A 26,367-nucleotide genomic window follows, 5' to 3' on the forward strand; every position below is an offset into this window, starting at 1 on the left:
CGGACCCGTGGGATCGGCCCCGCCGCGTTCAAGCCACCGCAGGGGGCCGCAGTCCGGCACCCCGCGCTCACCACAGGCTTCCCGGGGAAGGGACTTATATGTCACGCACTAGCGGATCATCAGGAACATCCACCGGCTCCCGATCTTTGCGGGCAGCTGTCGCAGGCTTCACCAGCATCACCGTGATGACTGCGGCTCTCGTCTCCGCTTCCCCCGCCCGGTCCCTGGATCCGTTCGACCCGGACGAGCCGGGCACATGGCAGTCATCGCCGTATTCGCCGCTGGGCCCGGCAGATCTCGTGGTCACCAACAACACAACGCGCCTCACCTTCGAAAGCCAGGCGGGCCTTCCGGCCGCTGATGGCAGGGGCACCGGATTCACACTCCTCCAGCCTTCAACCGCACACGACGGCGGCCCCTTCTTCGTGCCGGCGGACCTCACAGTTGCCTCCGGCTTCCTCCATGTCACCGCATCTTCAGGAAGCACGCTTCTGGACTCCAACTCGCAGGACAATGCGCTGGGTGTCGGGCTTGTACCGGCCGCTGCCACAATTCGGATATCCGCCACGCTCGACGCCCCCCGGCGGCTGCAGCCCGCGACGGAGGCCGGCGTGTGGCTTGGACCCGACGACGACAATCTTGTCAGACTGTTCCTGACAGGTTCGGATGATGCCGGAACCTGGGAGATGAAGCTGCAACGTGAACGGGACGGCGAATCGGAGGCGGCATCCCAGGACCTTATCTCGGTTCCACTGCATGCTGTGCCACAGGGTCGGGCCGTGAAATTGGTGCTCGACGTTGATCCCGCGGCGGAAGCCGTCCTGGCCTCGTACCAGGTCGGTGCAGATGCTCCTGTCAACATCGGACGCATGGAGGTTCCCGCGAACTTCCTCGACGGAACCCTGCTTACGGCATCCGGCGCAGGCGGTGCAAAGTCCCTGGCAGGAATCTTCGCCACGGCAGCCGGGGAACCGGCAGGCGAGCGGCCCACAGTCAGTTTCGACGATTTCAGCGCCAAAGAGCTGCCGTCCACCGCCAAACCAGCCCCGGCCAGCCCCGGCTCAACGGCAAAACCGACGGCAGAACCCGGCGCCAAGCCGTCATCCTCTCCGGCCCCGGACCCCGGCCAGCTACCCTCGCCGTCGCCGTCGGCCCCGCCGTCGACCTCACAACCACCCTCGCCGCCGGCCATCGCCTCTCCGCTTGAGGACGCTCCTGCTCCATCCGGGTCGTTGCCGGCGACGCGGCCGGCCGCTCCCCCCGGCAGCGGGCCGGGTCCGGCCCCGGCCGAATCCACCACCGGCGCCGGCCCGGCAGACGGAATCGATTCAAGCCCCGCGACCAAAGAAGGCGCGTCCCCGAACAACGGCTGCCTTGAGGGAGAGTGGCGCGTTGAGTACTTCTTCGGCACGTCCCTTGAAGGGTCCCCTGTCGTGACCGGATGCGATGCGGCGATAGACCAGGATTTCCTGCCCGGCGCCGGCCCGGAGGGGGTCGGCTCTGAGAACTACTCAACACGCTGGGTAAAGGTCCTGCACGCGGGGGCAGGCGACTACTCGTTCGCAGCCAATGCCGACGACGGCGTCAGGATCACCATCGACGGCGACCTCCTGATCGACGCATGGAAGCAGGATATTGTCGGCGGGCCCCATACAGCCGAGGTGAGCCTCGACGGCGGGGCGCACGTCGTGGCGGTGGAATACTTTCAAGCCGGCGGCGCTGCCTCAGTCCAGGCCGGTTACAGCAAGGACGGCGCAGACACCGAACCGCCGATCCCGGCGTCGGGATTAACCACCCGCGGAGGACCTTCCGCTGTGCACCTGAGCTGGAAAGCGAGCGGCTCCAAGGATGTCGCGGGATACCGCGTCTACCGGGGAACCCGGCACGGCGTCGACGTCAAGCTGGATCCGCTGTCCGGCGACGAACCGGTGACAGGCACATCCTTCAGCGACACTTCGGCCCAGGCAGGGACCACCTATTACTACACCGTCGTGGCCCTTGATGCCGCCGGCAATGACTCGTCCGCGTCCAACGAAGCGGCGGGTTCGCTCGCAGCAGCGGACACGACGCCTCCTCCTGCACCAAGCGGGCTGACGGCAGCCTCCGGGGACACCCGGGTAAGCCTGTCCTGGACCGCGCCGTCCGCAGCGGACATTGCGGGATACCGCGTCTACCGCTCCCTCCAGCCCGTGGTCAAAGATACGGGATCCCTCCATTCAGGTCCGGCCCTGGTTACCGCACCAGCGTATGAGGACACCACTGCGACAAACGGCACCACCTACTTCTATGTGGTGTCAGCCGTGGATCTGTCCGGCAACGAGTCAGGCGTCTCCAATGAGGTCCACGCCGTCCCCGTAGTCCCGAACTCGACCAACATCAGGGTGGACTTTACTGTTACATCCGGCGTGCCTGCTTCCGGGTATGCCGCCGACTGGGGCGAAGCGTTCTCCGCCCGGACCGGCCCGAACCAAGGGACCGGACTCACATACGGCTGGAAGACACCGGACGGAAACCCGCTAAGCCTGGTCGGAAACGGGCGGGACCGGAACCGTACCGGAGTAGACGCAAGACTCGATTCCATCATCCACATGCAGTACGGCGATGATCCGGGAACAAACGGCGTGAAAACCGAGGGTATCTGGGAAGCTGCAGTGCCGGACGGACTCTACCGGGTCACCGTCGCCGTAGGAGACCAGGCTTTCTCCGCGGGGTACAACTCGGTGCATGCCATCAACGTCGAGGCCGGCGTCGGCATAGAAAAGTTCCAAGGTTCGGCGGCACAGGAGTACCAGACCACCACTGTCATTGCCGGCGTCTGGGACGGCGCCCTGACCATCACCGCCTCCGGCGGCACCAATACTAAGCTTGCCTACATCGACATTGTCGGTATGGAACGCGCACCGCACATCGATACGATGCGCCCTGAGAACCGCTCCACCGGACAGGACCCCACAGACGGCGTATCGGCGACAATCCGCGTCCCCTACGCCGGAGTAGGCGTGGACGCGAGCACCCTGCCCGGCAACGTCCATATCTACGAGGTTGCCTCCGGGAGCGAAGTCCCGTCATCCACCGGAACGTCCGGGGGCAACGACGTGATTGCCACGCAGCCAACTTCGCCACTGAAACCGGACACCACCTACCGGTTTACAGTGACCAGCGGCGTCAAAGACAACTACGGGGCCCCGTTCATTCCCTTCACCTCGATCTTCACCACGGGCCACGGGGGAATTTCGGCAGGAGCGGACTACACGCCGCTGACAGGGGTCTCCTTCACCAAAGTCGAACAGCCGGCAGCTTCCGGGAAGTACTGGTCCTCCATGGCCTTCGGCCCCGACGGGAAGCTGTATGCCTCCACGATAGGCCAGGGACTCTTCCGGTTTGCCGTGGCCGCGGACGGCTCGCTCTCTGCCATGGAGGACCTGGGCTATGCCGGCCGGGCCATCATCGGCCTGGTCTTTGACAGGACAGGGACTGCAGCCAGCCCCAAGCTGTGGATCACCTCCACGAGCGCCAACACGTACAACGAGCAGGGCGAATGGATCTCGGGCGTAAGCATGCTCTCCGGCCCGGCGCTGCAGACCGAATCCCGGGTCTTTACAGGGCTGCCCCGCTCGCAGGCTGACCACCTGACCAACTCCATGGCTTACGGCCGCGACGGCCGCCTCTACTTCATGCAGGGCTCCAACCAGGGGGCCGGCGACCTGGACAATTCCTGGGGCCAGCGGGGCGAAAAACTCCTGACGGCCGCTGCCCTCGTCTTCGACCCCGCAGATCCGGCTGTGCAGCAGGCCATCACCAGCGGGACGCCGATCAACGTCCAAACTTCCGGAGGAGGAACCTACGACCCGTATGCTCCCGGGGCGCCCCTGAAGATCTATGCCACCGGCATCCGGAACGCCTACGACCTGGTCTGGCACTCCAACGGCCATCTGTACGTCCCCACCAACGGCACGGCCGGAGGTGCGAACTCCCCCGGGGTAACACAGAATCCGGACGGCACCTACACCCGCGTGGCGGCCGAGGGGATCCCCGGCTACAGCTCCGTGAACGGCCAGGACGTTACCCGGCAGTGCCAGCGCCGCTCTTACACGGGAGGCACGGCACCGGCCGTGGGAAACCAGCCGACCCAGCGGGACTTCCTGTTTGATGTGGTGGAAGGCGGCTACTACGGGCATCCCAACCCTGAACGGTGCGAATGGATACTGAATGAAGGCAACGACCCCCTGAACCCGCCCACCGCTCCGGGACAGGGCGGAAGTAAGTACCCCTCGGGGACGAAGGCCGACCCTAATTACCGGGGCTTTTCCTACGACTTCGGCTTCAACAAGTCTCCTAACGGCTCCATCGAATACAAGAGCAGCACTTTCGGGGGACAACTGAAGGGCCGGCTCATTGTTACCCGGTTCTCCAACAACAACGACCTTTTGTTCCTCCAGGTGGACCCCGCCACAGGCAAAGTGCTCGGCGAACAAACGTCACTGGGCATCAGTGGCGTACCGAACTCCGCGATCAGCGGCGTTGATGGTTTCAACGACCCGCTGGAAGTCGTAGAGGACCCTAAGACCGGAAATCTGTACGTGAACCAGTACGACCGGAGCGGCAGCAACCAGGCGATGTTCCTCCTGAAGGTTCCCGCGGCGCAGCAGGCAGCCCCGCTGACGTCGTCCGTGTCCGAAATGGTCTTCTCGGCCGTCAAGAGCACCGTCGGCCCGACCAAGTCCGTGACTATCACCAATACCGGTTCCGCTTCAGCCACCCTCAGCACGTCGATCGCCGGAACCAACCCGGCGGAATTCAGCTTTAACGGGGGCAACGGGACCACGCTCAGCCCGGGCGCCACCACCACCATCCAGGTCACTTTCAAGCCCGGCACCACGGTGGGGCAGCGACAGGCCGTCCTGCGTATCGCAGCGGCCGGGAGCACCCTCGACGTCGGACTCTACGGCCTGACGATGAACGGCCTCGAGGGGCTGAATGAGCCGCCCTTCCAGGACGTTGCCGGTACCCTCGGCTACAAGATCAATGTCGGCTGGAGCACCCTGGAGGGGGGTACGCAGGCCACGGCCAAGGGAGATGAACTCCTGGAACCGCTTTTCCTCAAGGCCGGCACACAGCCCGTCTCGATAGTCCCCCTCGCCCAGTACGCGCCCAGGGAGGACCTGCCCTTCGGGTGGTACACGGGCGACGGAACGCCGGCGCAACTGCATAAACTCGGCTCAATCGACATTTCCGGATACCAGTCCCTTCTGCCGCCGTCGTCCCCGGGAACCCTGCAGACTTTCGACCCCGGCACCCAAAGTTTCGGGTTCTACTACTACTCCAACGCCTTCCAGCGGACGGGTTATACGGAGGACCGCCTAAACTCCGGAGGCGTCGCCCACCGTGCACGCGTTTACCCGGCCAAGGACCGGACGGGAACGCCGATGGCCAACAGCTTCATTGTGGCCTTCGAGGACGCCTCCAACGGCGACTACCAGGACTATGTCTTTCTTGTGCAGGGTGTCCGGCCGGCCTCCGGCGGTGCCACTCCTCCGGCCACGGGTGCGTTCAAGGTCAACTTCTCCAACCTCGCGGCAGGGCTTCCCACCGGGTATTTCCGGGACTTCGGTGAGCCGTTCGGTGCACGTACCCGGACCGATCAAGGCACAGGCCTCAGCTACGGATGGAAAAACCAGGCCACGGGAGCGCCCATCGATCTGTCCACCGCCGGCACAGCGGGGCCGGGCAACGGACGCCTGCGCACCACAAGCCAGCCCGACCTGCGGCTGAACACCCTCATGCATATGCAGGGTGCGGACGTTCCATCGTTCAACGGCGTCCCTGCGTACGCCTTCTGGGAAGCAGCCGTCCCCAACGGCGATTACGACGTGACGATCACCGTAGGGGATCCCGTCCCTCAAACAGCCACGGAATTACACACCATCAACCTCGAAGGCAGGAAGATCATCGACCGGTTTGCCCCGTCCGGGGATTCCGGGTCGGCTACGCGGCACCAGACGGCGGCAACGCGTGTCACCGTGACCGACGGTCTTTTGACGGTGGATGCGCAGGGCGGAATCAACACCAAGATCGACTACATCGACGTCGTTCCGGCGCCCACCGACCCGGGCGGCGATCCCACGGTGGGCGCCCAGGTGAAGGTCAACTTCCAGACGGCAGGTGCTCCGACGCCGACCGGATGGATACCGGACACGGGTGCGGCCTTCCTGGCGCAGCGCAAGTTCGGTTGGCTGGCGGGCGGCGCGCCCGCTGACCGCAGCTCCGCCACCCGTTACCGGACTGCCGCAACTGCGGGCATTGCCTATCCTGCCGACCCGCTGCTGCAGACACTGAATATCATGGGGCCCGCAAGCAATGTGTCCACCGGCGTTTGGGAGTATGCCGTCCCGGACGGCACTTACACGGTGGCAGCTTCAGCCGGGGACGCCGGTTACCTTGACTCCACCCACGGGATCCTTGCCGAAGGCCAACCACTGATCGCCAACTTCGTCCCGACGGGCAGCACGCCTTTCCAGACCGGCTCACGGCAAATCACTGTTGCCGACGGCAAGCTCACGCTGAGTTCCAGTGGAACCAACACCAAAATCAATTGGGTATCGATCAAGGGCGCAGGCCTGGACACCCAGCCGGACCCGGTACCGACGGCAAAGTACAACTTCACTTTGCCCAGTGCCGTCACGCCCACCGGGTGGATCGCCGATTACGGAGGCATGTACGACGGCGACGGGTACGGCTGGTTCGTCAATGGCACCCCGACTGACCGGACGCTTGAAGCGAGGAACCGGCCGTCGGCGACGCCCGGAATCACTTATCCGGCGGGAGATCCGCTGCTGCAGTCGCTCGTCCAGATGCAAACGGCATCCAAGGGCGGGACGGATGGAATATGGCAGCGGGCCATTCCGAATGGAACCTACGAAGTAACGGCGTCCGTAGGAGACTCCGGCTATCTCGACTCGGTTCATGCCCTCAAGGTAGAGGAAACGCAACTCATTGCGCCTTTCACGCCTACCGGAACAAGCCCGTTCGCCTCCGGGACCGCAAGTGTGGACGTCACTGACGGGAAGCTTACGCTGACGCCGACCGGGACGAACACGAAGATCAACTGGGTCACCATCAAGGGCCCGAACCTGCTGAACCCCCTTCCGGCTGACACGACTGCGCCGGCGCCACCGACAGGCCTGACTGCGACCGCCGGCACCAACAAGGTCACCCTGAACTGGTCGGCGAACACCGAACCCGACCTCGCCGGCTACCACGTCGAACGCGCCACGGCACTCGCCGGGCCCTGGACAAGGCTCACCGGTACAACACCCGTCACCGCAACTGCGTACACCGACACCGCACCACCGGCGGCGTCCGCGGTCTACTACCGCATCATCGCCCTCGACACCTCAGCCAACGCCTCCGCCCCCTCGGCCACGGCACAGGCCAACACCACCGCCACGTCCCCGCCGGCCACCAGGATCAACACCGGCGGACCCGCCGTAACCACCGGAGGCCTGAACTGGCTCGCAGACACCTACTTCACCGGCGGAAAAACCTACACCAACGCCCTGGTCACCCAAATCGCCGGAACCACCGACGACTCCCTCTACCTCAACGAACGCAGCGGCAAAACCGCCTTCGGCTACGCAATACCCGTCCCCTCAGGCACCTACACCGTCAAACTCCACTTCGCCGAAATCTGGCACGGAGCCACCGGCGGCGGACCCGGCGGCACAGGCAAACGCATCTTCACCGTCAACCTCGAAGCCGGCACCCCGGAAATCACCAACCTGGACCTCAACGCCGTCGTAGCACCCATGACCGCCTACATCCGCACCCAACAGCTCACGGTAACCGACGGAACCCTCAACATTGACTTCACCGCCACCACCGACGAACCCACCATCGCCGCCATCGAAATCATCCCCGGCGGAACGGCTGACACGACTGCGCCGGCGCCACCGACAGGCCTGACTGCGACCGCCGGCACCAACAAGGTCACCCTGAACTGGTCGGCGAACACCGAACCCGACCTCGCCGGCTACCACGTCGAACGCGCCACGGCACTCGCCGGGCCCTGGACAAGGCTCACCGGTACAACACCCGTCACCGCAACTGCGTACACCGACACCGCACCACCGGCGGCGTCCGCGGTCTACTACCGCATCATCGCCCTCGACACCTCAGCCAACGCCTCCGCCCCCTCGGCCACGGCACAGGCCAACACCACCGCCACGTCCCCGCCGGCCACCAGGATCAACACCGGCGGACCCGCCGTAACCACCGGAGGCCTGAACTGGCTCGCAGACACCTACTTCACCGGCGGAAAAACCTACACCAACGCCCTGGTCACCCAAATCGCCGGAACCACCGACGACTCCCTCTACCTCAACGAACGCAGCGGCAAAACCGCCTTCGGCTACGCAATACCCGTCCCCTCAGGCACCTACACCGTCAAACTCCACTTCGCCGAAATCTGGCACGGAGCCACCGGCGGCGGACCCGGCGGCACAGGCAAACGCATCTTCACCGTCAACCTCGAAGCCGGCACCCCGGAAATCACCAACCTGGACCTCAACGCCGTCGTAGCACCCATGACCGCCTACATCCGCACCCAACAGCTCACGGTAACCGACGGAACCCTCAACATTGACTTCACCGCCACCACCGACGAACCCACCATCGCCGCCATCGAAATCATCCCCGGCAGCGTGTGAGGGCAGCGGAGGGCAGGGCGCAAGGGCAGCATCTGATGGGTTTGTGACACCTGAAGCAGGGTCCGGACGGGCGCCAACACTGCGGTCCCTAAGGCAGCCTCCGCTGCAGTTCTCCGGTCCGGGTGGAGGGTCCCGCCGATGTAGCCAGCAGCACTTCCTTGAGTTCGGCCCTGCTCGCCACATGCAATTTTGCGTAGACCTGGTAGAGATGCCCCTCGATCGTACGAATGGAGACGTGCATCTGTTCGGCGAGTCGCCGGTTTGATATCCCTGCGGCGGCGGCCTTGGCAACCTCCCGCTCCCTCGTGGTGAGGACAGAGGTAACCAGCGAATGAAGACCCTGACTGGCCCCGCAGAATCTGTCCTCGAACGATTGCTGTGCCCGCTGTGCGACCCGGAGGATAAGCCTGTTGCCCGATTCCCCGGCGCACAGAACAGCCTTTCGCGCCGCATCCCTTGCCATGAGGACGTTGCCCGCGGCTTCGGCGTCCCGCGAGACGGCCAGCAGCGCCTCGCTGTCGCCTGAAGCCAGCCCGTCTGCGAACTTAGCGCAGAGGACTGCGAAAGAGCCGCTGCTCCGGTCGGCATGGAGCCTCAGCTCCCGCGCGAGCGGCTGGCTGCCCTGCCTCGCGGCCGCGGAGAGGAAGTGGAGCGCCGGCGCGACGGCGCCTGATTGCGCATCGCAAAGCGCTTCGCTGAGAAGCAGCCCGGTCAGGTCCCCTTGTTCCCGGGATTCAACCCGGGCGGAGGCCGCATAATAGGCGGCGAGCCGGGAAACCATCCAGGTACCGGCCGGCAGTCCGTCCATCCCGGCCAGGAGGGCTTCCGTCTTCTGCTTCTTGCCGAGCAGCGCGGCTGCATAAGCGCCCGCGGCGAGCGCCAGGACAGCCACGCCGTCGTGGTCCCTGGCCAACAGCTGCCGCGCTCCAGCCTCCAGTGCGTGTAGCCCGGACTTCACGTGGCCCCGGTGGAAGAGAAGGACACCCGGAGCAATTTCAAACATTCCGCCGAGCCGGGAAGGAGGCTCGTTGGCAGCGGACATCTCCTTGAGATACTCCTGGCATTTTGCCAGTTCACCGAGCAGCAGCCATACCTGCAGCAGGAGGGCGCGCACCTCCCGCACCACACGGTCCGGCAGGTGCGTGTCCGCGGCTGCCTGGGCGATCTGCGCGCCGAGGCCGAGCGCGCGCCGGCTGTCTCCGAGAACAGCCCACGCCATACACTGCAGCGCAGTTGCACGGATCTGCCGCTCACGCCCAAGCTCGGAGGCGTCGACGCCCCCCAGCAACGTCACAACATCCTGGTAGCGGCCCTGCATGGCAGCCAGGTCCGCTTCCGCCACGCGAAGCCGGGCCCGAAGGGTCGGGTCACCATGGGTGCCTGGTGCCTGCCGGTCGAGCCTGGCCTCCACCTCCCGGAGGCGAAGATGCGCACCGTCCGTTGTTGCCCCGGCCTGCGTGGACAGTTCAGCGATGGCCAGCTGCACGTCGGTCCATTCGCCGGCGGACATCCCGGACGGAAGGGACCTGTCCAGCCCCCGCAACGTCATTAATGCCGCTTCGCGGTCATCCAATGCCAGGTGCGCCCGCGCGGTTTCAAGGGCAGCCGCCGTCTGCACTTCATGCGCCGTGGCCCCGGTGAGGAAGCGCAGCGCGGTCGCGGGATCGGAGGCGTTGTTTGCAGCCCTGGCGGCGGACAACGCCGACCCGGCAGTCAGGTGCTCTCCGCAGTCCAAGGCCCATACGGCGTCCATCAGTTCCTGCTCGTGCATCCTGTCCGGATCCATGACGGCAGTGAGCCGGCGGCGCAACTCGGAGCTTCGTCCGGGAGGCACGACTCCGGCAGCGATGCCGGCGGAGACTGCATCGGCGATGGTGACTGTCTGCAGGTGGTCACTGCCGACGGCAATAACGGATGCTTCCTGCAGGGAGTCGATGTCCCGAGGGTCGGAGACGCTCATGAGGGCCCGAAGCGGGACCGAGCCGGCCAGAGCGAGCAGTTCGAAGACATCGCGCTGGCCCGCGGAAAGCAGGTTAAGCCTCGCCTTCACTATCTCCCTTATTTCGTCTCCGGGAACGGCGTGCTCATCGCCAAGCAACCAGGTATCGTCCTGCCGGACCAGGGTGCCCTGTCTGATCTGTTCCTTCGCCGCAGTCGTCAGGAAGAGGGCGTTACCTCCGCTGGCATGCCATAGTGCGCGCACGGCCGTTTGCGAAAAGGTACCACCGAACCGAAGCCGGAGAAGTGCCGCAGTTTCGTCGAAATCGAACGGCAACACGTTGATGCGGCGCAGGAGGTCATCCTTGCATAACGCCTGGATCTCTCCGCCGGCCAGCTGCAGGTCTGCGCAGGCTGCCAGGAGACGCACGTGACCCCCGGAGCTGAGATGGGCGATCGTCATCGCCGACAGCTCATCGAGCTCATGCGCATTATCCACAAAAAGTACGATGCCCTTGCCTTGGGCTTTCTTGTGCAGCAACTGGGTCAGGCCCCGCAGGACCATGAGCGGCTGCTGGGTGTTCACCGGTTCCAGATCGTTGAGGAGAACGCTGAGCGCCCCGTAATGGAGCGTCTTCGACGCGGCAGTGCCCCTGACCTGCACCACAACGTAGTTCTGCCCGAGCTGCTCCAACGCCCTTCGCGCCATAAAAGACTTACCGGATCCAGGTCCGCCAACGAGCAACACTCCGCAGCCGGTTCCGGACGCGAGCTCGGAGGCGATGCCCATGATCGCGTCATGCCGGATACAGTCGCCCCGGCAGGCTGCGGTTTTTTCGGCGTCAGGTGGCGGCCCGGACATCTGGTACATAGCGAACCTTCTCGATGAAAGCTGGATCGATGATCACATCAACCTATGGAGAAGGGGGACGGAACGCATGCGTAACGACTACTCGATTCGAATCCGCGCTGTTACGCGTACGTACTTGCCTGTACTTGGTAAAGGGGCAGGGGGTTGTTATTCAAAACCAGGTAGTCGGCCGCGCCGCCCGGGGCTGTTGAGCCCGCAGCCCAAGTAGTTTCCGGGCTTCATCCGGGTGCGGTTCCGCCTACGCAGCCTGGTTCAAGGCATCCTCGGCGGCGACCCACGAGATCATGGCGCACTTAACCCGGGCGGCGTAGCGGGCCACTCCTTCAAAGGCCGCGGCATCGCCGAGTAGTTCGGCGTCCGCCGGCACCTTCCCGCGGGACCGCAGGACTTCCCGGAAACTGTCGATGACTTCATGCAGTTCCGCCACGGTCATGCCTTCGGCCATTTCGCTGAGGACCGAGGCCGAAGCCATGGAGATGGAGCAGCCGGCACCGTCCCATGACACCTGCGCCACTTTTCCGTTGGCGACGGCCAGCCGCAAGGTAACTTCGTCGCCGCATACGGGGTTGAGCTGGTGCGACTGCCCGGTGCTGGCGCCTTCCGGTGCGGCGGTTTCCGCCAGGCCGCTGCCGTGGCGGGCTTTGGAGTGGTCCAGGATGATCTGCTGGTACAGCTGGTCAAGGCTCATGGTTATACCTTCGAATCTGCTCTGCTAGGCACCGAAGTATCCCCGCACGCCGGACACGGCGTCCAGGAAGCGGTCCACGTCGTCGGTGGTGTTGTACAGGTAGGCGCTCGCCCTGGTAGTGGCCGTCAGGCCAAGCCGGCGGTGCAGCGGCTGGGCACAGTGGTGGCCCACGCGGACGGCGATCCCGCGCGCATCAAGGAACTGTCCGACGTCGTGCGCGTGCACGCCTTCGACGTCGAACGCAGCCAGTCCGATCCGGTCCTCCCCCGCTGCAGGGCCAAGGACCCTGATCCCGGGCAGCTCCGCGAGCCCCGCGACCATGCGCTGGCCGAGCGCCGACTCCCACTGGTGGATGCGGTCCAGGCCCGTCTCCGTCAGGTAGTTCACGGCCGCGGCCAGAGCTACGGCCTGCGAAATGCGCTGCGTTCCGGCCTCGAAGCGCTGGGGCGCAGGCAGGTACTCGGCACGTTCCATGGTAACCGTGGTGATCATGGAACCGCCCGTGAGGAACGGCGGCAGGATGTCCAGGAGCTCCTGCTTGCCGTAGAGCACACCGATCCCGGTGGGCGCCAGCATCTTATGGCCGGACAGGACGGCGAAGTCGACGTCGAGTTCCTTCACGTCCAGGGGCATGTGCGGGGCGGACTGGCAGGCGTCCAGGACTACCAGCGCGCCCGCCTTCCGGCCCAGCGCCACGAGGTCATGGACCGGGTTGATGGTACCCAGGACGTTCGATGCGTGCGTAAAGGCGAGGACCCGCGTGCGGGGGTTGATGATCCGGGCGGCCTCGTCCATGCGCAGGCGGCCGGCGTCGTCAATCGGGATGTAGCGGAGCTTGGCTCCCGTTCGGAAGGCCAGCTCCTGCCATGGAATCAGGTTGGCGTGGTGCTCCATTTCGGTGACCACGATCTCGTCACCGGGGCCGGGTGCCAGCTCCTTCAGCCCGGAGTCGCCGCGGCCCTGTGCAGCCCACAGGCCGGCATTGGACAGGGCATAGCTGACCAGGTTCAGGCCCTCGGTGGCATTCGAGGTCCAGACGGTCTCGGCGAAGTCCGCACCGATGAACGCGGACACGGTTTCGCGGGCAGCCTCGAAAACCTCCGTGGCTTCCACTGCCAGGTGGTGTGCGCCCCGGTGGACGGCCGCGTTGCGCTGTTCGTAGAATTCCTGCTCGGCTTCGATGACGCTCAACGGATTCTGCGAGGTGGCACCGGAATCGAGGTACACCAGGGGCTGGCCGTTGACCTGCTGGTCCAGGACCGGGAAGTCGTTCCGGATCCGGGCGACCTCACTGTTATCCATCGCCGGCAGGGCAGGCGAGAGGGTGGCTGGCGTTGATACTACGGCCAAAACGAACTCCTTGAACTGCCAATGGATGACATTCAATTGTCCCACAGCACGGCTGTGGCGGCCGCCCGGAGCAGCCGCCACAACCGCTCCGGGCTTCACCCCGCGGAGCGGAGGGCCGGCGGCGGCTGGGGGGAGAGTCTCGGTCTCAGAAGACTCTGTCGTCGCCGGCCCCGTCTTGACCGGCCCGGGAGCCGGAAGATCGTTTCCGCTTTAAGTAAAGACCGGGAAGCCGGCGGGCACACGAGTAGGAAGTACTCTAATCATCCGGTACGGACTACCGGCACCCCCGCAGGCTACCCGGGGCGGCGGCAGCGCACCTTTTGCGGCAGCGTCGGCGGGGGCACACCGCTAGTTTGGCAGGGCGGACTCCAGCTCTTCCCTGCTGCGCACCCCGAGTTTGACGTAGGTGCGGTACAGGTGGCCCTCCACTGTGCGGACCGAGACCATCAGCCGCTGGGCTATCTCGCGGTCCGTCAAGCCCTGCACGGCCAGTTCCACGATGTCCTGTTCCCGGCGCGTGAGGTGGACGCTGGGTGCCGCAGCGATGAAGCGGCCCTCCCGGAACCGTTCGCCCAACTCGTGGTCGCACCGTTCCCGCTGGGCTACGGCCTGCCGCGATCGCCTGCGTTCGCCTTCCGCGTCAAGGACCGTGCTGGCCCGCGCATAGGCTTCCCGGGCGAGGTTCAGGAATCCCGCGCCTTCCAGGGCGGCTGCGGTTTCCATCAGGCCGTCCCCGCCTGCCTGGTCCCAGTCCGCCGCCAGTTTGTGCAGCGCCTCCGCCCAGCCGCCCTGCACCGTCCCGGCAACGGCCTGCACCTGCGGTATAACCGAGCTGTCGCCGAGGTCCCAGCACATCGCAAGGATCTCCAGCAGCGTCCCCATCCTGCCCGAGGCCTCAGCTGCGGTGGCCAGCGTATGCAGCGACGCAAGTCCCTTTCCGTCCCGCCCCAGGTATTCGGCAGCTGCGGCGGCATGTCCGGAGGCCAGCAGGTCGTAGGCCGGGCCGCCCGCCGACGTATCCTTGTAGTCCTGCTCCAGCCGCTTGGCCTGGGCGGTGTCCCCCAGTCGCGCTGCAGCGTAGAATCCCAGCGCGGAGCCCAACCGGAACAGCAGCAGTGGATCGTTCAACCGCAGCGCCTCAACCGCAGGCAGCAGCAACTGGTACGCACGCTCCATCCGGCCCTGCCGCAGCATTGCGTAGCCCCGGAGGATCTGCAGGCTGCCGTTGAACGTGGCTGCGCCGGCGGCATGGGTGTCGGCGTAGCTGCTGATTTCCTGCTCGGCGGATTCCCATTCACCCAGGGCGACGTAGCTGGCAGCCAGCCTGCCAAGTACGAACTCGGGAAAGAAAAAGAGGCTGTCCTGCAGGCCAGGAAGTTCCGCTGCCGCCATCAGGGCAGCCTCAAGCCCGTCCACTGCCCGGCCCGCTGCGTCCAGGGTCTGGGCCAGCAGGGCATCACCCATGGCAATGACGGCCGCATGGCCGGGGCCAGGATGCGGGACGGCCCGGAGTTGGTCCATGGCCTCTTCCAGCGCACGGGGCTGGGCCTTGTCCCCGAGGTGCAGCAGCCATGGCAGGGCTTCCCGCCATCCATGCCCGTCCACCCCGCCGGCGTCCGCGGCGGAGCCCGCGGCCTCCGGAGGCGGCGGGTGGCCCGCCGCCTGGTGGGCGCAGGCGCGGAGCAGCAGCACGGAAGGACCCTGGGGATGGTCGGCCAGGCTGTCAGCACAGGCGTCCAGTAAGGCCGCAGCGTCCGCATAGGCCCCTTGGTTGTAGAGGGCACGGCCCTGGATGGCCCGGGCCAGGGGTGCCAGGGAGGGGTCGTGCACCCGGGCGGCGATGGCTGCCGCGCTGCCGTCGCGGAACCGGTCCACGGCCTCCTGGGCAGCTGCGGCGAGGTCCGGTTCCGCCACGGTAACCCCGGATTCCAGGGCCCATTCGGTGTGGCGCAGGAGGCCTTCCCCGTGCAGTCCGGCCGTGTCCTGGTACGCCGCTGTCTTTTCGAACAGCTGGAGGCTGCGCGAGACGGAGACCGTGTTCCGGATGGCCCGTGCATACAGTTCATTCCACAGCGACAGCTCCGCCGGGACGCCCGTATTCTCCACGATCAGCTGCTGGTCCAGGAGTGACCGGACCACCGCCGCCCCGGTGGCCTCCTCGATCGCCTTGCGGCCCACGGGTCCGGCCAGCGCGATCAGTTTCAGCGCTTCCTGTTCTTCCGGCGGGCGACGGAGCTGGTCTTTGGCCACCACGGCTCTGAGTCGGGGACCGTCAGCCGGCAGCGGGCCCATCAGGATCCAGATGCCGTTCCGCCTGGCAAGCGTCCCGGCCTCGGCAGCGTCGTGGAGCAAGGCATCGAGGATCCGCGGGTTCCCGCCCGTGGCATTCCAGATGGCATCCACGGTGGCATCAGGGACGGTCCCGTCGAGGATATGGCCCAGCACCTCTTGGACGTGGCTCCTGTCCAGTGGCCTGAGATCCACCCGTTCAGCCAGCCCGTCGAACCACAGCTGGCTCATCGGCTGCGGGAGGCCGGGACGCGGCCGCGCCGCCGCCACCACGCTGGCCCACCCCGCTGCGATCAGGTCGGCCACTACCGCGGCGGATGCCTCATCGAGGTAATGGGCGTCGTCCAGCACCAGCAGCACCGGCGCGCTGCCGCCGGCCCTCAGCTCCTCAAAGTAGCTCCAGATGGAACGCAGGACCGCCACCGGGGACACTGATTCCTCGGCGGTCAGCTCTCCGGTGTAGGGGGTGAGGACTCCGAACGGCACCGATGAGAGCGCCGCGCTGCCGTGGACCCTGACCACCGTGAGCTCCCCCTCCAGCCGCTCCGCCACTGCATCCGCGAGGGATGATTTCCCTACGCCGGGGCCGGCCATGATGAAGGCGGCATGGCTGGTGCCGTTGCGGATCATGGCGCAGATCCGGTCAAGAGACTCACGACGGCCGGCCAAAGGGCGGCGCGTGCTGGCAGGTTTGCGGCCGTTAGACGAGTCCAGTCAGATCACCCCTGGAAGTCACGCCCAGCTTGGTGAACACCTGGTACAGGTGTCCCTCCACAGTCCGCACGGAAACACCCATTTCCAGGGCGATGTCGCGGTTGGATGCACCGCCTCCGGCCAGCCGGGCTATCTGGCGTTCCCTGCTGGTCAGCAGGGGGCTGCCGCTGGTGGGAACAATGGGAAGGTGGGCTACGGTCGCCGCGAGGATGTCCAGGCGGGCCTGCGCGGTCCGGGCAGTGGCGGCGTCGCCGTCGTGGCGGGCAAAGTCCACCGCGAGGGCCATGCAGCGCGCCTCGACGGCGTCGAGCTCGAGGGTGGCCGCAAGTTCGCCGGCGGCAAGCAGGGTTTTTGCGTCCTTGGTGCGGCTGCCGGCGGCGATCAGCCGCGACACCTCCGCCAGCGGCCCCTGCCGGTGTCCGGCGATGTCCTCCAGGAGGCGGAAGTCGGCATCCCCGCCGTTGACAGTGCCGGCCAGCTGGTGGATCCCGGCGATGGTGTACCGGCCGGCCGCGGCGTTAAGCCGGGCTTGTTCCTTCAACCCCTTCACCGCGTCGGGTTCACCCAGCCACCGGCGGGCCACAAGGGAACAAAACCCAATGATGGTCTCCGCGATGAAGCTGCTTCGGCCCGGGGCGGACTGCAGCTTGGCGAGGTATTTGCGGGCTTGTGCCGAGTTACCCGTCTGGGCGGAGGCGAGTGCGGTGGCAGCGTAGGCCGTCCGCAGGGGCGTCTGGACGGGCTGGTGCTCGAGCTGCGCCACCGCGGACACGAGCGGATCCAGTGCCTCTGCGCCGCGGCCGGCGAAGGTGTTGGCGATCCCGGCAGCCAGTTCCGCAGTGGCGGTGCGGTAGGGCAGGTAACTGGGCTCCCGGCTTCCTTCGGCGGGAAGGAGGTCCGCACACCGCCGCCACTGGCCGGCCAGCAGGAGCACGAGGTAGGACTCCCGGTGGTACCGCTCGCGCAGCCCAACCACCTCGGAAGCGTCGCTGAGCTGGCCGCCCAGCTGGCGCATCAGGCCGAGCGCGTCCATCTCCCGGCCGGACACAGCCAGCGCGGTCATGAGCAGGACTGCGGCATGCATCCGGTATGCCGTGTCCGGGTTCAGGGCGGGATCCGCGGCGGCTTCCAGGTCCGGGATCATGGCCGGGTAGTCGCCGGTGAAGGCCCGGTATTCAAGGCTGCTGAGGGCAATCCGGTTCGCTGCCACCGCCACAGGTTCCGGCCACCGGGGGCGCCCGCCGCCGCTGGTGATTCGTTGCCCGGCACGTTCCAGGAGCGCGGGGATCCCGGCCGTGCGCTCGGGGAGCCAGAGCATGGTCCGGCATTTGGCAGCGGTGATCTCCGCGTACTCCACCTCGTCCAGGGCATCCAATTCCGGCGGGGAGATTTCTTCCAGGGCCGCCATGGCCTGAAGCGGCAGGTCAAGCTGGAGGTAGGCGGCAGCCTTCCGGCGCTGCCCGGGCACCCATTGGGGGTCCGTCCTGCGCAGCATATCGGCATAGGTGAGTGCGAACCTCGGATCGAACAACTGCACTGCGGCGTCGGCTGCGGCGAGTGCCAGTGCCGGGCTCAGCTCCGCCTCGCACTCGTGAGTCCAGGCGGCGAACGCCATCAGTTCCTCGACAGTCATCCCGGCCGGGTCCGGCTCCGCACCTTCAAGCAGTAACGCGCGGAGTTCGCGGCGGCGGCCTATCCCCAGCCAGGTCCGGACCACGTCCCCGATGTATTTTTCCCGCAGCGAGACCCAGCGGTGTTCGGAACCATCGATCCCAAGGAGTCCCCCATCCTCCATGTCAGCCACCACGTCCGCGCCGTAGAGTGCGCTGAGCCGGGTCAACTCCACCCTCCGCGCACAGGAGAGCATTTCAATGACGTTGCGGGTTTCCGGGGTTTCCCTGGACCAGCGCGACCGGACTATGTCCTCCAGGCTGGCGGCCCCGTCCAGGACTACTTTGTCGCGGAGGGTCCAGACCGAATCGGAGAGCACCAGGTTGCCGGACAATTGCTGCTCGGCAACAAGGGCCTTGAGCAGGAGCGGGTTGCCGCCCACCATGTGGTGGCAGGTGCTGACCAGGGATGCGGAGACCTTGTGGCCCAGCAGGGAGAGCAGGACCTGCCGGGTCTGCAGTTCGTTGAGGTTGTCCAACCGGACCTCGCTGAGCCGGCGGTCGGCAAGCAGCCAGTGGAAATCCACGGGAAGGTCGCTGCTCCTGGGTGCCACGGCAATGATCCTGGCCGTTCCGGTCATGAGAACATTCAGCAGGACGCCAGCGCTCATGTCGTCAATGGCCCCGCAGGTGTCCAGCGTGATGATGCACTGGCGGCCGGCGGCATCGGAACGGATCAGCGAGGTGATGCCCCGAAGGATGGCGGTGGGCGAGCCCATATACGCCTGCGGGAGCCGTGCCAGGAGGAAAGACAGGCAGCCGTACGGTGTGGCCGCGCCGGCGGGGCCGCACCTCAACTGGAGCGGCCAGGCCTCTTCTCCCAGGTCGGCGACAGCTGCACGCGCCAGCGAGGATTTTCCCACCCCGCGGGGGCCGGTGATGACCGCGCCCAGCGATCCCTCGCGCGTGAGTGCCGCCCGGACGGCGTCCAGGTTGGCGCTCCGTGCGGGTGCTGACCAGCGCGGGGCCTCCGGCACCGCGGCCGCACGGCCGTGCGGCCCAACACTGTGGGGTGCTGACCCACGTCCCCAGCTGAGTGGCTCGATTGACATGAACTTATCCCCTACGTCCCCGGTAGCGGAATGTAGCTCCATTGCTCCCCCGCATAGGAAGAAGAGTACTCCCACCCCCTGACAACACGACAGGGCCGATGGGCTTAAAGTTTCGCCGGACCCTTACCCGGACTTTGCGGGGTGGAACCGCTGCTGGGCGGCCGGCAGCCCTTCCCGTACCAGCGATTCCACGGCGTCCGCAGACTCATCCAGCAGGAACGGCAGCTCCTTGAGCTCTGCGGTGCCGAAATCACGGAGGACATAATCGGCGGTGTCCATCCTGCCCGGAGGCCGGCCCACTCCCACGCGCACGCGCAGGTAATCCTTGGTGCCGAGGGCCTTGGAGATGTCGCGGAGCCCGTTGTGCCCGCCCTCGCCTCCGCCGATCTTCAGCTTCACTGTATTAAAGGGAATGTCGATCTCGTCATGCACCGCCACCACGTGGCCGGGTTCGATCCCGTAGAAGTTCGCCAGGGCTGACACCGGCCCGCCGGAGACATTCATGTAGCTCATCGGCTTGGCGAGCACCACACGGGGACCGCCGATGCCGAGCCGTCCTTCGAGGACCTGTGCCCGCGCCTTGTGTGTCCTGAACCCGGCACCCATGCGGCCTGCGAGTTCGTCCAGGACCATCTGTCCCACGTTGTGCCGGTTGCCCTGGTACTGGGAGCCGGGGTTGCCGAGGCCGACGATCAGCCAGGTGTCAGTCATGGATCCATCCTAGGGTGCTGGAGGCGGACAGGGCCGGACACGGCAATGGCCGGACCCCGCAGGGTCCGGCCATTGACTTGCGCCGGGTGATTACTCGGCTGCTGCTTCTTCAGCCTCTTCGGCGGCTGCGGGAGTCTCCTCGGCAGCTGCTTCTTCGCCTTCGGTCTCTTCCTCGGCAACAACGGTGGCTTCGGAGATGTTGACCACGAGTGCGTCGGCGTCCGTCAGCAGGACGGTGCCCTTCGGCAGGACCAGGTCGGAAGCGTGGATGTGCTCGCCGGCGCCACGGCCTTCGATGCTGACCGAAACGGACTCGGGCAGGTGGGTTGCCTCTGCTTCGACGGACACGGAGGTCAGTTCGAGGTTGTGGACAGTCTCGGGAGCGGTTTCGCCTTCGACGTGGACGGGAACGTCAACGGTGACCTTTTCGCCCTTGCGGACGGTCAGAAGGTCGATGTGCTCGATGATCTGCTTGATCGGGTCGCGCTGTACGTCCTTGACCAGTGCCAGGTGGCCTTCGCCGTTGATGTCCAGCGACAGCAGGGCGTTCGGGGTGCGGACGGCCAGGGTGGTGGCCTTGGCGGGCAGGGTGACGTGGATGGGCTCTGCACCGTGGCCGTAGATGACGGCGGGGATCAGGTTGGCCATCCGGGCGCGGCGGGCGTAGCCCTTGCCGAATTCGGTGCGCAGTTCTGCTGCGAGCTTCTGCTCAGACATGGATTATCTCCTTGAAGATGAAACGGTGTTCAGCAAGGGCGGAGGTCTGTACGACCTTCAACGCCGGACGGCCCGGAGGCGGCCCTTCAAGAAGGCACCCTTCCGCTGGAAGGGCAGTTCAGACCCAGTCGATAACGGAGAACTGCCAGCCGGACGTCCGGTTTATACCGGTTGCCGCGCTGCTCTCCCTCGCCAAGGTATCGCTGACCAGCTTACCAGCGCCCGCCCCCATAACTGAAACCGGCCGAAAGCGGCTAGGCGTTGCCGTCGAACAGGCTGGTGACGGAGCCGTCGTCGAACACCTCACGGATGGCGCGCGCAATCAGCGGTGCGATGGACAGCACCGTCAGCTGCGGGAAGCGCTGCGCTGAGGACAGCGGCAGCGTGTTGGTGACCACAACTTCCCGGGCGCCGGACTCGGACAGGCGCTGCGCGGCCGGCTCGGAGAACACGGCGTGGGTGGCGGCGATGATGACATCCTTGGCGCCGGCGTTCTTCAGAACCTGGACAGCCCCGGAGATGGTTCCGCCGGTGTCGATCATGTCGTCGATGAGCACGCAGGTGCGGCCTTCGATCTGGCCCACCACGGTCTTGGAGACGGCCTGGTTGGGCACGGTCAGGTCGCGGCTCTTGTGCACGAAGGCCAGCGGTGCACCGCCCAGGCGTTCGGCCCACTGCTCGGCAACCCGGACGCGGCCGGTGTCCGGGGAGACCACGGTGATGTTCTCGGCGTCCACGCGGGTGCGGATGTAGTCCGCCAGCAGCGGGATGGCCATGAGGTGGTCCACGGGGCCGTCGAAGAAGCCCTGGATCTGGGAGGTGTGCAGGTCGACACTCATGATGCGGTCGGCGCCGGCAGTCTTGTACAGGTCGGCCACAAGGCGGGCGGAGATGGGCTCGCGGCCGCGGCCTTTCTTGTCCTGCCGGGCGTACGGGTAGAACGGGGAGACCACGGTGATGCGCTTGGCGGAGGCGCGCTTCAGCGAATCGATCATGATCAGCTGTTCCATGAGGTGGTTGTTCAGCGGGGCCGGGTGCGCCTGGATGACGAACGCATCCGTGCCGCGCACGCTCTCGCCGGCGCGCACGTAGATCTCCCCGTTGGCGAAGTCGTAGGCGTCGACGGGCAGCAGGTCCGTACCGAGCTCCTTGGCGATCTCCCGTGCCAGCTCCGGATGGGCCCGCCCGGAGGCGAGCACCAGCTTCTTCTCGCCGTGCGCCGTAATTTCGCTCATGGTTACTTGCCCTCTTCTGTAGATGCCGGGGTACTTGAGGAATCTGTGGTGGCCGCCTGTGCCAGTTCCGCGGAGCGGGTTCCCGGCCTGTGGGCGGGAACCCAGCCTTCGGTATTGCGCTGGGCGGCGATGCTCAACGCAAGGGCGCCGGCTGGCACGTCTTTCCGGATCACCGCGCCGGCACCGCTATAGGCGCCATCCCCCACGGTGACCGGAGCAACGAAGACCGTGTTGGAACCCGTGCGGACGCCCGAGCCGATGACCGTGCGGTGCTTCTTCTCGCCGTCGTAATTGGCCGTGATGTTGCCGCACCCGATGTTGGTGTCCTCGCCGATTTCGGCGTCCCCGGCGTACCCGAGGTGCGAGAGCTTGGAGCCGCGCCCGATGGTCACGTTCTTGGTCTCGTAGAACGCGCCAATCTTGCCGCTCTCGCCCAGGACGGTGCCCGGGCGGAGGTAGGTGAAGGGGCCGACGGCGGCGTCCGCGCCGATGCGCGCGCCGGAACCGTGCGTGCGGGTCACCTTGGCACCCTCGCCGACGGTGACATCCGTCAGCGTGGTGTCGGGGCCCACGACGGCGTCCCGCGCCACGGCAGTGGCGCCGTGCAGCTGCGTGTTGGGAAGGATCCGGACGTCTTCCTCCAGCGTGACGGAGGAGTCGATCCAAGTGGTCGCAGGGTCCACCACCGTGACGCCGGCGCGCATCCATGCTTCCACCGTGCGGCGGTTCAGTTCGGCCCCGAGCGCGGCGAGCTGGACGCGGTCGTTGGCGCCTTCGACCTGCCAGCGGTCGGTGGTGACGACGGCGGCCACGCGGCCGCCTGCCTCCCGCGCCAGCCCCAGGACGTCCGTCAAATACTTCTCGCCCTGGGCGTTGTCCGTGGTGACCTTGGCGAGGGCGCTGCGGAGCACGGCTGCGTCAAAAGCGTAGATGCCGGAGTTGACCTCGCGGACCTCACGTTCGGCGTCCGTGGCATCCTTGTGCTCGCGGATGCCGGTCACCGTGCCGTCGGCGGCGCGCAGGATCCGCCCGTAACCGGTGGCGTCGTCCAGGACGGCGGTAAGTACAGTCACCGCGTTCGCGTCCCGTTCGTGGGTGGAGACCAGCTCCGCCAGAAGACCTGCGGTCAGCAGCGGAACGTCGCCATAGGTGACCACCACGGTGCCGTCCAGCAGCCCCCGTGCGTCCAGGGCTTCCAGCGCCACCTCGACGGCGCGCCCGGTACCCGGCACCTCATCCTGGTCCACCACGACGGCGGCGGGGTCCAGGTTGCTGACGTGGCGCGCCACCAGGTCGCGTTCGTGCCGCACCACGATGGCCAGCTGCTGCGGGTTAATGCTGCGGGCCGCCAGGAGGGCGTGGCCCACCATGGAACGGCCGCCGATTTCATGCAGGATCTTGGGGAGACGCGATTTCATCCGGGTACCGGCGCCTGCTGCCAGAACGATTACTGCGGCGGGGCCGGCATTCTCGGGGATCACGTACGGGCTCTCCTTGCTTCGGTTCGCTGGCCGGCCGTGTCCGCCGGATTCCAGCGGGCACCGCATGCCATCCTGCGGGGCGCTCCTCGCCCCGGCAGTTCCGCCCATAGGATTCGAACCTATACTCCACGGCTCCAAAGGCCGGGGTGCTGCCGTTACACCAGAGCGGACCATGCCCAAGTCTCGAGGCCCGGGCACAAGTCCCTATTTTGCCACGGCTTCGGTGCGGTGCGCGACATGGCGGGACCTCCCCCGCCCCTTCAGCGGCTCCACCGCCTGCAATTCCGGGGGGAAGCGGTAGGGCATGATGGAAATGTGAGCAACAACCCCCTCCCCCGGACGCGCATGACCGGGCTCCAGCGCAGGAGCCAACTGATCGACGTCGGACGCGGCCTCTTCGCCGCACGGGGGCTGGACGGGACCACCATCGAGGAAATTGCGGTGTGCGCGGGGGTGTCGAAACCCGTCATCTACGAGCACTTCGGTTCCAAGGAAGGCCTCTACACCGAGGTGGTGGACTTCGAGTTCCGCATCCTCCTGGACGCCATCAATGCCGCCCTCGGCGACGAGGCGAAACCGCGCGTCCTCGTCGAGCGCGCCGCCCTGGCCCTGCTGACCTACATCGAGGACCGCACGGAAGGCTTCCGCATCCTCATGCGGGACGCGCCGCCGTCCCAGCCCGAAGGCGCATTCTCCACCCTGCTCTCGCACGTCACCGCCCGCGTGGAACATATGCTGGCCGACGAATTTTCCCGCCGCGGGCTCAGTGGGGAGGACGGTGCAATGTACGCGCAGATGCTGGTGGGCATGGTGGCCATGACGGGCCAGTGGTGGCAGGACAGCCGGCGGCCTGACAAGCAAACCGTCGCAGCGCACCTGGTCAACCTTGCCTGGAACGGCCTCACCGGCCTCAAGAAGGACCCGGAACTGCAGTCCGAAGGGTAACTCCCTGGTTCCGTCCGCGGCACAGGAGCCCTTCGCCGTCGCTTAGACACATCGCATAGGTGAGGTTCCGGTCGCTGGGCGACCTCCACGCCACGATGCGCCGCGATGCGCGACTACACGAAGGACCACCACGCCGCTTGTGCGCGCGGCGCCCCTGGGTATCAGTCGCCCAGGAGCTCCGAGGCTTCGAGCCACTCCATTTCCAGTGCTTCCTTTTCCTCGCCCAGGTCCTTGAGCTGCTTGTTCTGTTCCGCCAGGGCGTCGAAGTCGGACTTCTCCGTGCTCTTGACCATGTCGTCGTGGAGCTTCTTTTCCTGCTGGTCCAGTTTCTTGAGCTGGCGTTCAATCCGGTTCTGGGCCTTGCGTGCGTCCCGCTTCTCTGCCTCCGACGGGCCGCCTGCTGCCGCGGCGCTTGCGTTGCCGGCGCCGGCGCTGGTGACGGGGTTGCCGCCGCCAGCCACCGTGGAACCGGCCAGCGCGGACTCGCGGAGTTCCAAATACTGGTCAACGCCGCCGGGGAGGCCGCGGAGCTTGCCGTCCCCCAGCAGTGCCATTTGGTGGTCCGTCACGCGTTCCAGGAGGTACCGGTCGTGGCTGACCACCACGAGGGTTCCGGGCCAGCCGTCAAGGACGTCCTCCACCGCGGCGAGGGTGTCCGTGTCGAGGTCGTTCGTGGGTTCATCAAGCATGAGGACGTTGGGTTCGCCCACCAGGAGCCGGAGGAGCTGCAGGCGGCGGCGTTCGCCACCGGAAAGGTCGCGGACGGGGGTCCACTGCTTCTGGTTGGTGAACCCGAGCTGCTCCACCAGCTGGCCGGCTGTGAATTCCCGGCCGCCCACATTGAAGGACCGCTTTTCCCGCTCGATGACCTCGATCACGCGCAGGTCGGCCACGTCGTCGAGTTCCTTGACCTCCTGCGTGAGGACCGCCGTCACCACGGTCTTGCCCCGCTTCACCTTGCCCGCATCCGGGGTGATCTCCCCGTTGAGCAGCTTCAGCAGTGTGGTCTTGCCGGCACCGTTGACGCCGACCAGGCCCAACCGCTCACCCGGGGCCAGGCGGAGGGTGATGTTGTCGAAAAGCTTCCGGCCGGCGTCGTCATCCTGAAAGTTCAGGGACACGTTCTCCAGGTCCAGGACATCCTTGCCCAGCCGCGCCGTCGCCATCTTGCTCAGGGCCATCGAGTCGCGGGGCGCCGGAACGTCCTCAATCAGGGCGTTGGCCGCCTCGATGCGGAACTTCGGCTTGGACGTGCGGGCCGGGGCGCCGCGGCGCAGCCACGCCAGTTCCTTCTTCACGAGCTGCTGGCGTTTGCTTTCGACGACGGACGCCATGCGGTCCCGCTCGGCGCGCGCCAGCACGTAGGCCGCGTAGCCACCTTCGAACGGGTCGACGATGCCGTCGTGGACTTCCCAGGTCCTGGTGCAGATTTCGTCGAGGAACCAGCGGTCGTGCGTGACCACCAGGAACGCACCCTGGTTGGCACGCCAGCGGCTCTTCAGGTGCCGTGCCAGCCAGGCGACGCCTTCGACATCGAGGTGGTTGGTGGGCTCGTCCAGCATGATGACGTCGTGGTCCTCGATGAGCAGCTTGGCCAGGGCCACGCGCCGCTTCTGGCCCCCGGAGAGTGCGTGCACGTTGGCGTGCCAGTCCACGTCGGACACCAGTCCGCCCATGATTTCCCTGATCTGGGGGTTGCGCGCCCATTCGTAGTCCGCCTGGTCCCCCACGATTGCGGCACCCACGGTCAGGTCGCCGTCGAGCACGTCGCTTTGGTCCAGGTAGCCGATGTTGACGTCGCCGCGCTTGGTGACACGCCCTGAATCGGGGGTCGACCGCAGGGCCAGGAGCCGCATCAGCGTGGATTTGCCGTCGCCGTTGCGGCCCACCATGCCGATCCGGTCGCCCTCTTCCAGTCCCAGGGTGACGCCGTCCAGGACAGTGCGGGTTGCGTACGAGACGGTGAGGTTCTCGCCGCCAAGAAGGTGTGCCAAAGGGAGC

12 protein-coding genes and 1 tRNA gene are annotated in these 26,367 nt (G+C 66.4%); 2 read left to right on the forward strand and 11 right to left on the reverse strand.

The genetic code is table 11. From position 1 onward, the window contains the following. Window positions 1-185 precede the first annotated feature (185 nt). Complete coding sequence (locus tag ACIQCM_RS09285) at window positions 186-8,705, forward strand: malectin domain-containing carbohydrate-binding protein (protein ID WP_400605930.1); 8,520 nt, start codon at window positions 186-188, stop codon at window positions 8,703-8,705. 88 nt (window positions 8,706-8,793) lie between these two features. Here the strand turns inward: ACIQCM_RS09285 and ACIQCM_RS09290 are convergent, their stop codons facing one another. The 10 genes from ACIQCM_RS09290 to ACIQCM_RS09335 form a co-directional block, all read right to left on the reverse strand. Next, window positions 8,794-11,433 (reverse strand): LuxR C-terminal-related transcriptional regulator, encoded by a 2,640-nt coding sequence (locus ACIQCM_RS09290; protein WP_400605928.1) that lies wholly within the window; start codon window positions 11,431-11,433, stop codon window positions 8,794-8,796. 319 nt (window positions 11,434-11,752) lie between these two features. Next, window positions 11,753-12,202 (reverse strand): Fe-S cluster assembly sulfur transfer protein SufU, encoded by a 450-nt coding sequence (sufU, locus tag ACIQCM_RS09295; RefSeq protein WP_400605925.1) that lies wholly within the window; start codon window positions 12,200-12,202, stop codon window positions 11,753-11,755. A 24-nt stretch (window positions 12,203-12,226) separates the two neighbouring features. Further along, window positions 12,227-13,552 (reverse strand): cysteine desulfurase, encoded by a 1,326-nt coding sequence (locus tag ACIQCM_RS09300; RefSeq protein WP_400605923.1) that lies wholly within the window; start codon window positions 13,550-13,552, stop codon window positions 12,227-12,229. A gap of 348 nt (window positions 13,553-13,900) precedes the next feature. Next, on the reverse strand, window positions 13,901-16,471 hold the full coding sequence (locus ACIQCM_RS09305) for a LuxR C-terminal-related transcriptional regulator (RefSeq protein ID WP_400605921.1): 2,571 nt from the start codon (window positions 16,469-16,471) through the stop codon (window positions 13,901-13,903). A gap of 70 nt (window positions 16,472-16,541) precedes the next feature. Next, window positions 16,542-19,277: a LuxR C-terminal-related transcriptional regulator gene (locus tag ACIQCM_RS09310; RefSeq protein ID WP_400605919.1), complete on the reverse strand. Its 2,736-nt coding sequence runs from the start codon at window positions 19,275-19,277 to the stop codon at window positions 16,542-16,544. 123 nt (window positions 19,278-19,400) lie between these two features. Beyond that, the gene (gene pth / locus ACIQCM_RS09315; RefSeq protein ID WP_400605917.1) at window positions 19,401-19,988 is read right to left on the reverse strand and encodes an aminoacyl-tRNA hydrolase; all 588 of its coding nucleotides are present in this window, start codon (window positions 19,986-19,988) and stop codon (window positions 19,401-19,403) included. A 90-nt stretch (window positions 19,989-20,078) separates the two neighbouring features. Then, entirely contained in the window at window positions 20,079-20,705 is a 627-nt protein-coding gene (locus tag ACIQCM_RS09320; protein ID WP_400605915.1) for a 50S ribosomal protein L25/general stress protein Ctc, read from the reverse strand. A gap of 254 nt (window positions 20,706-20,959) precedes the next feature. Beyond that, window positions 20,960-21,940, reverse strand: a complete 981-nt coding sequence (locus ACIQCM_RS09325; RefSeq protein WP_400605913.1) for a ribose-phosphate diphosphokinase — start codon at window positions 21,938-21,940, stop codon at window positions 20,960-20,962. Between the two features lie 2 nt (window positions 21,941-21,942). Further along, the gene (gene glmU, locus ACIQCM_RS09330) at window positions 21,943-23,421 is read right to left on the reverse strand and encodes a bifunctional UDP-N-acetylglucosamine diphosphorylase/glucosamine-1-phosphate N-acetyltransferase GlmU (protein ID WP_400605912.1); all 1,479 of its coding nucleotides are present in this window, start codon (window positions 23,419-23,421) and stop codon (window positions 21,943-21,945) included. 98 nt (window positions 23,422-23,519) lie between these two features. Beyond that, window positions 23,520-23,591: transfer RNA gene (locus ACIQCM_RS09335), tRNA-Gln, on the reverse strand. Between the two features lie 175 nt (window positions 23,592-23,766). Here ACIQCM_RS09335 and ACIQCM_RS09340 point away from each other — a divergent pair. After that, window positions 23,767-24,366 (forward strand): TetR/AcrR family transcriptional regulator, encoded by a 600-nt coding sequence (locus ACIQCM_RS09340; RefSeq protein WP_400606412.1) that lies wholly within the window; start codon window positions 23,767-23,769, stop codon window positions 24,364-24,366. A 161-nt stretch (window positions 24,367-24,527) separates the two neighbouring features. Here the strand turns inward: ACIQCM_RS09340 and ACIQCM_RS09345 are convergent, their stop codons facing one another. Next, entirely contained in the window at window positions 24,528-26,360 is a 1,833-nt protein-coding gene (locus tag ACIQCM_RS09345; RefSeq protein ID WP_400605909.1) for an ABC-F family ATP-binding cassette domain-containing protein, read from the reverse strand. Window positions 26,361-26,367: the final 7 nt, after the last annotated feature.

The sequence above is a fragment of the Pseudarthrobacter sp. NPDC092439 genome, from assembly GCF_044754945.1.
Classification (GTDB): Bacteria; Actinomycetota; Actinomycetes; order Actinomycetales; family Micrococcaceae; genus Arthrobacter.

What these genes read in the sequence shown, in the direction of transcription:
- ACIQCM_RS09285 (WP_400605930.1), top strand. Translation starts at nt 186, where the DNA reads ATGACTGCGGCTCTCGTCTCCGCTTCCCCCGCCCGGTCCCTGGATCCG.
- ACIQCM_RS09290 (WP_400605928.1), bottom strand. Translation starts at nt 11,433, where the DNA reads ATGGGCATCGCCTCCGAGCTCGCGTCCGGAACCGGCTGCGGAGTGTTG.
- sufU (WP_400605925.1), bottom strand. Translation starts at nt 12,202, where the DNA reads ATGAGCCTTGACCAGCTGTACCAGCAGATCATCCTGGACCACTCCAAA.
- ACIQCM_RS09305 (WP_400605921.1), bottom strand. Translation starts at nt 16,471, where the DNA reads ATGATCCGCAACGGCACCAGCCATGCCGCCTTCATCATGGCCGGCCCC.
- ACIQCM_RS09310 (WP_400605919.1), bottom strand. Translation starts at nt 19,277, where the DNA reads ATGTCAATCGAGCCACTCAGCTGGGGACGTGGGTCAGCACCCCACAGT.
- pth (WP_400605917.1), bottom strand. Translation starts at nt 19,988, where the DNA reads ATGACTGACACCTGGCTGATCGTCGGCCTCGGCAACCCCGGCTCCCAG.
- ACIQCM_RS09320 (WP_400605915.1), bottom strand. Translation starts at nt 20,705, where the DNA reads ATGTCTGAGCAGAAGCTCGCAGCAGAACTGCGCACCGAATTCGGCAAG.
- ACIQCM_RS09325 (WP_400605913.1), bottom strand. Translation starts at nt 21,940, where the DNA reads ATGAGCGAAATTACGGCGCACGGCGAGAAGAAGCTGGTGCTCGCCTCC.
- ACIQCM_RS09340 (WP_400606412.1), top strand. Translation starts at nt 23,767, where the DNA reads ATGACCGGGCTCCAGCGCAGGAGCCAACTGATCGACGTCGGACGCGGC.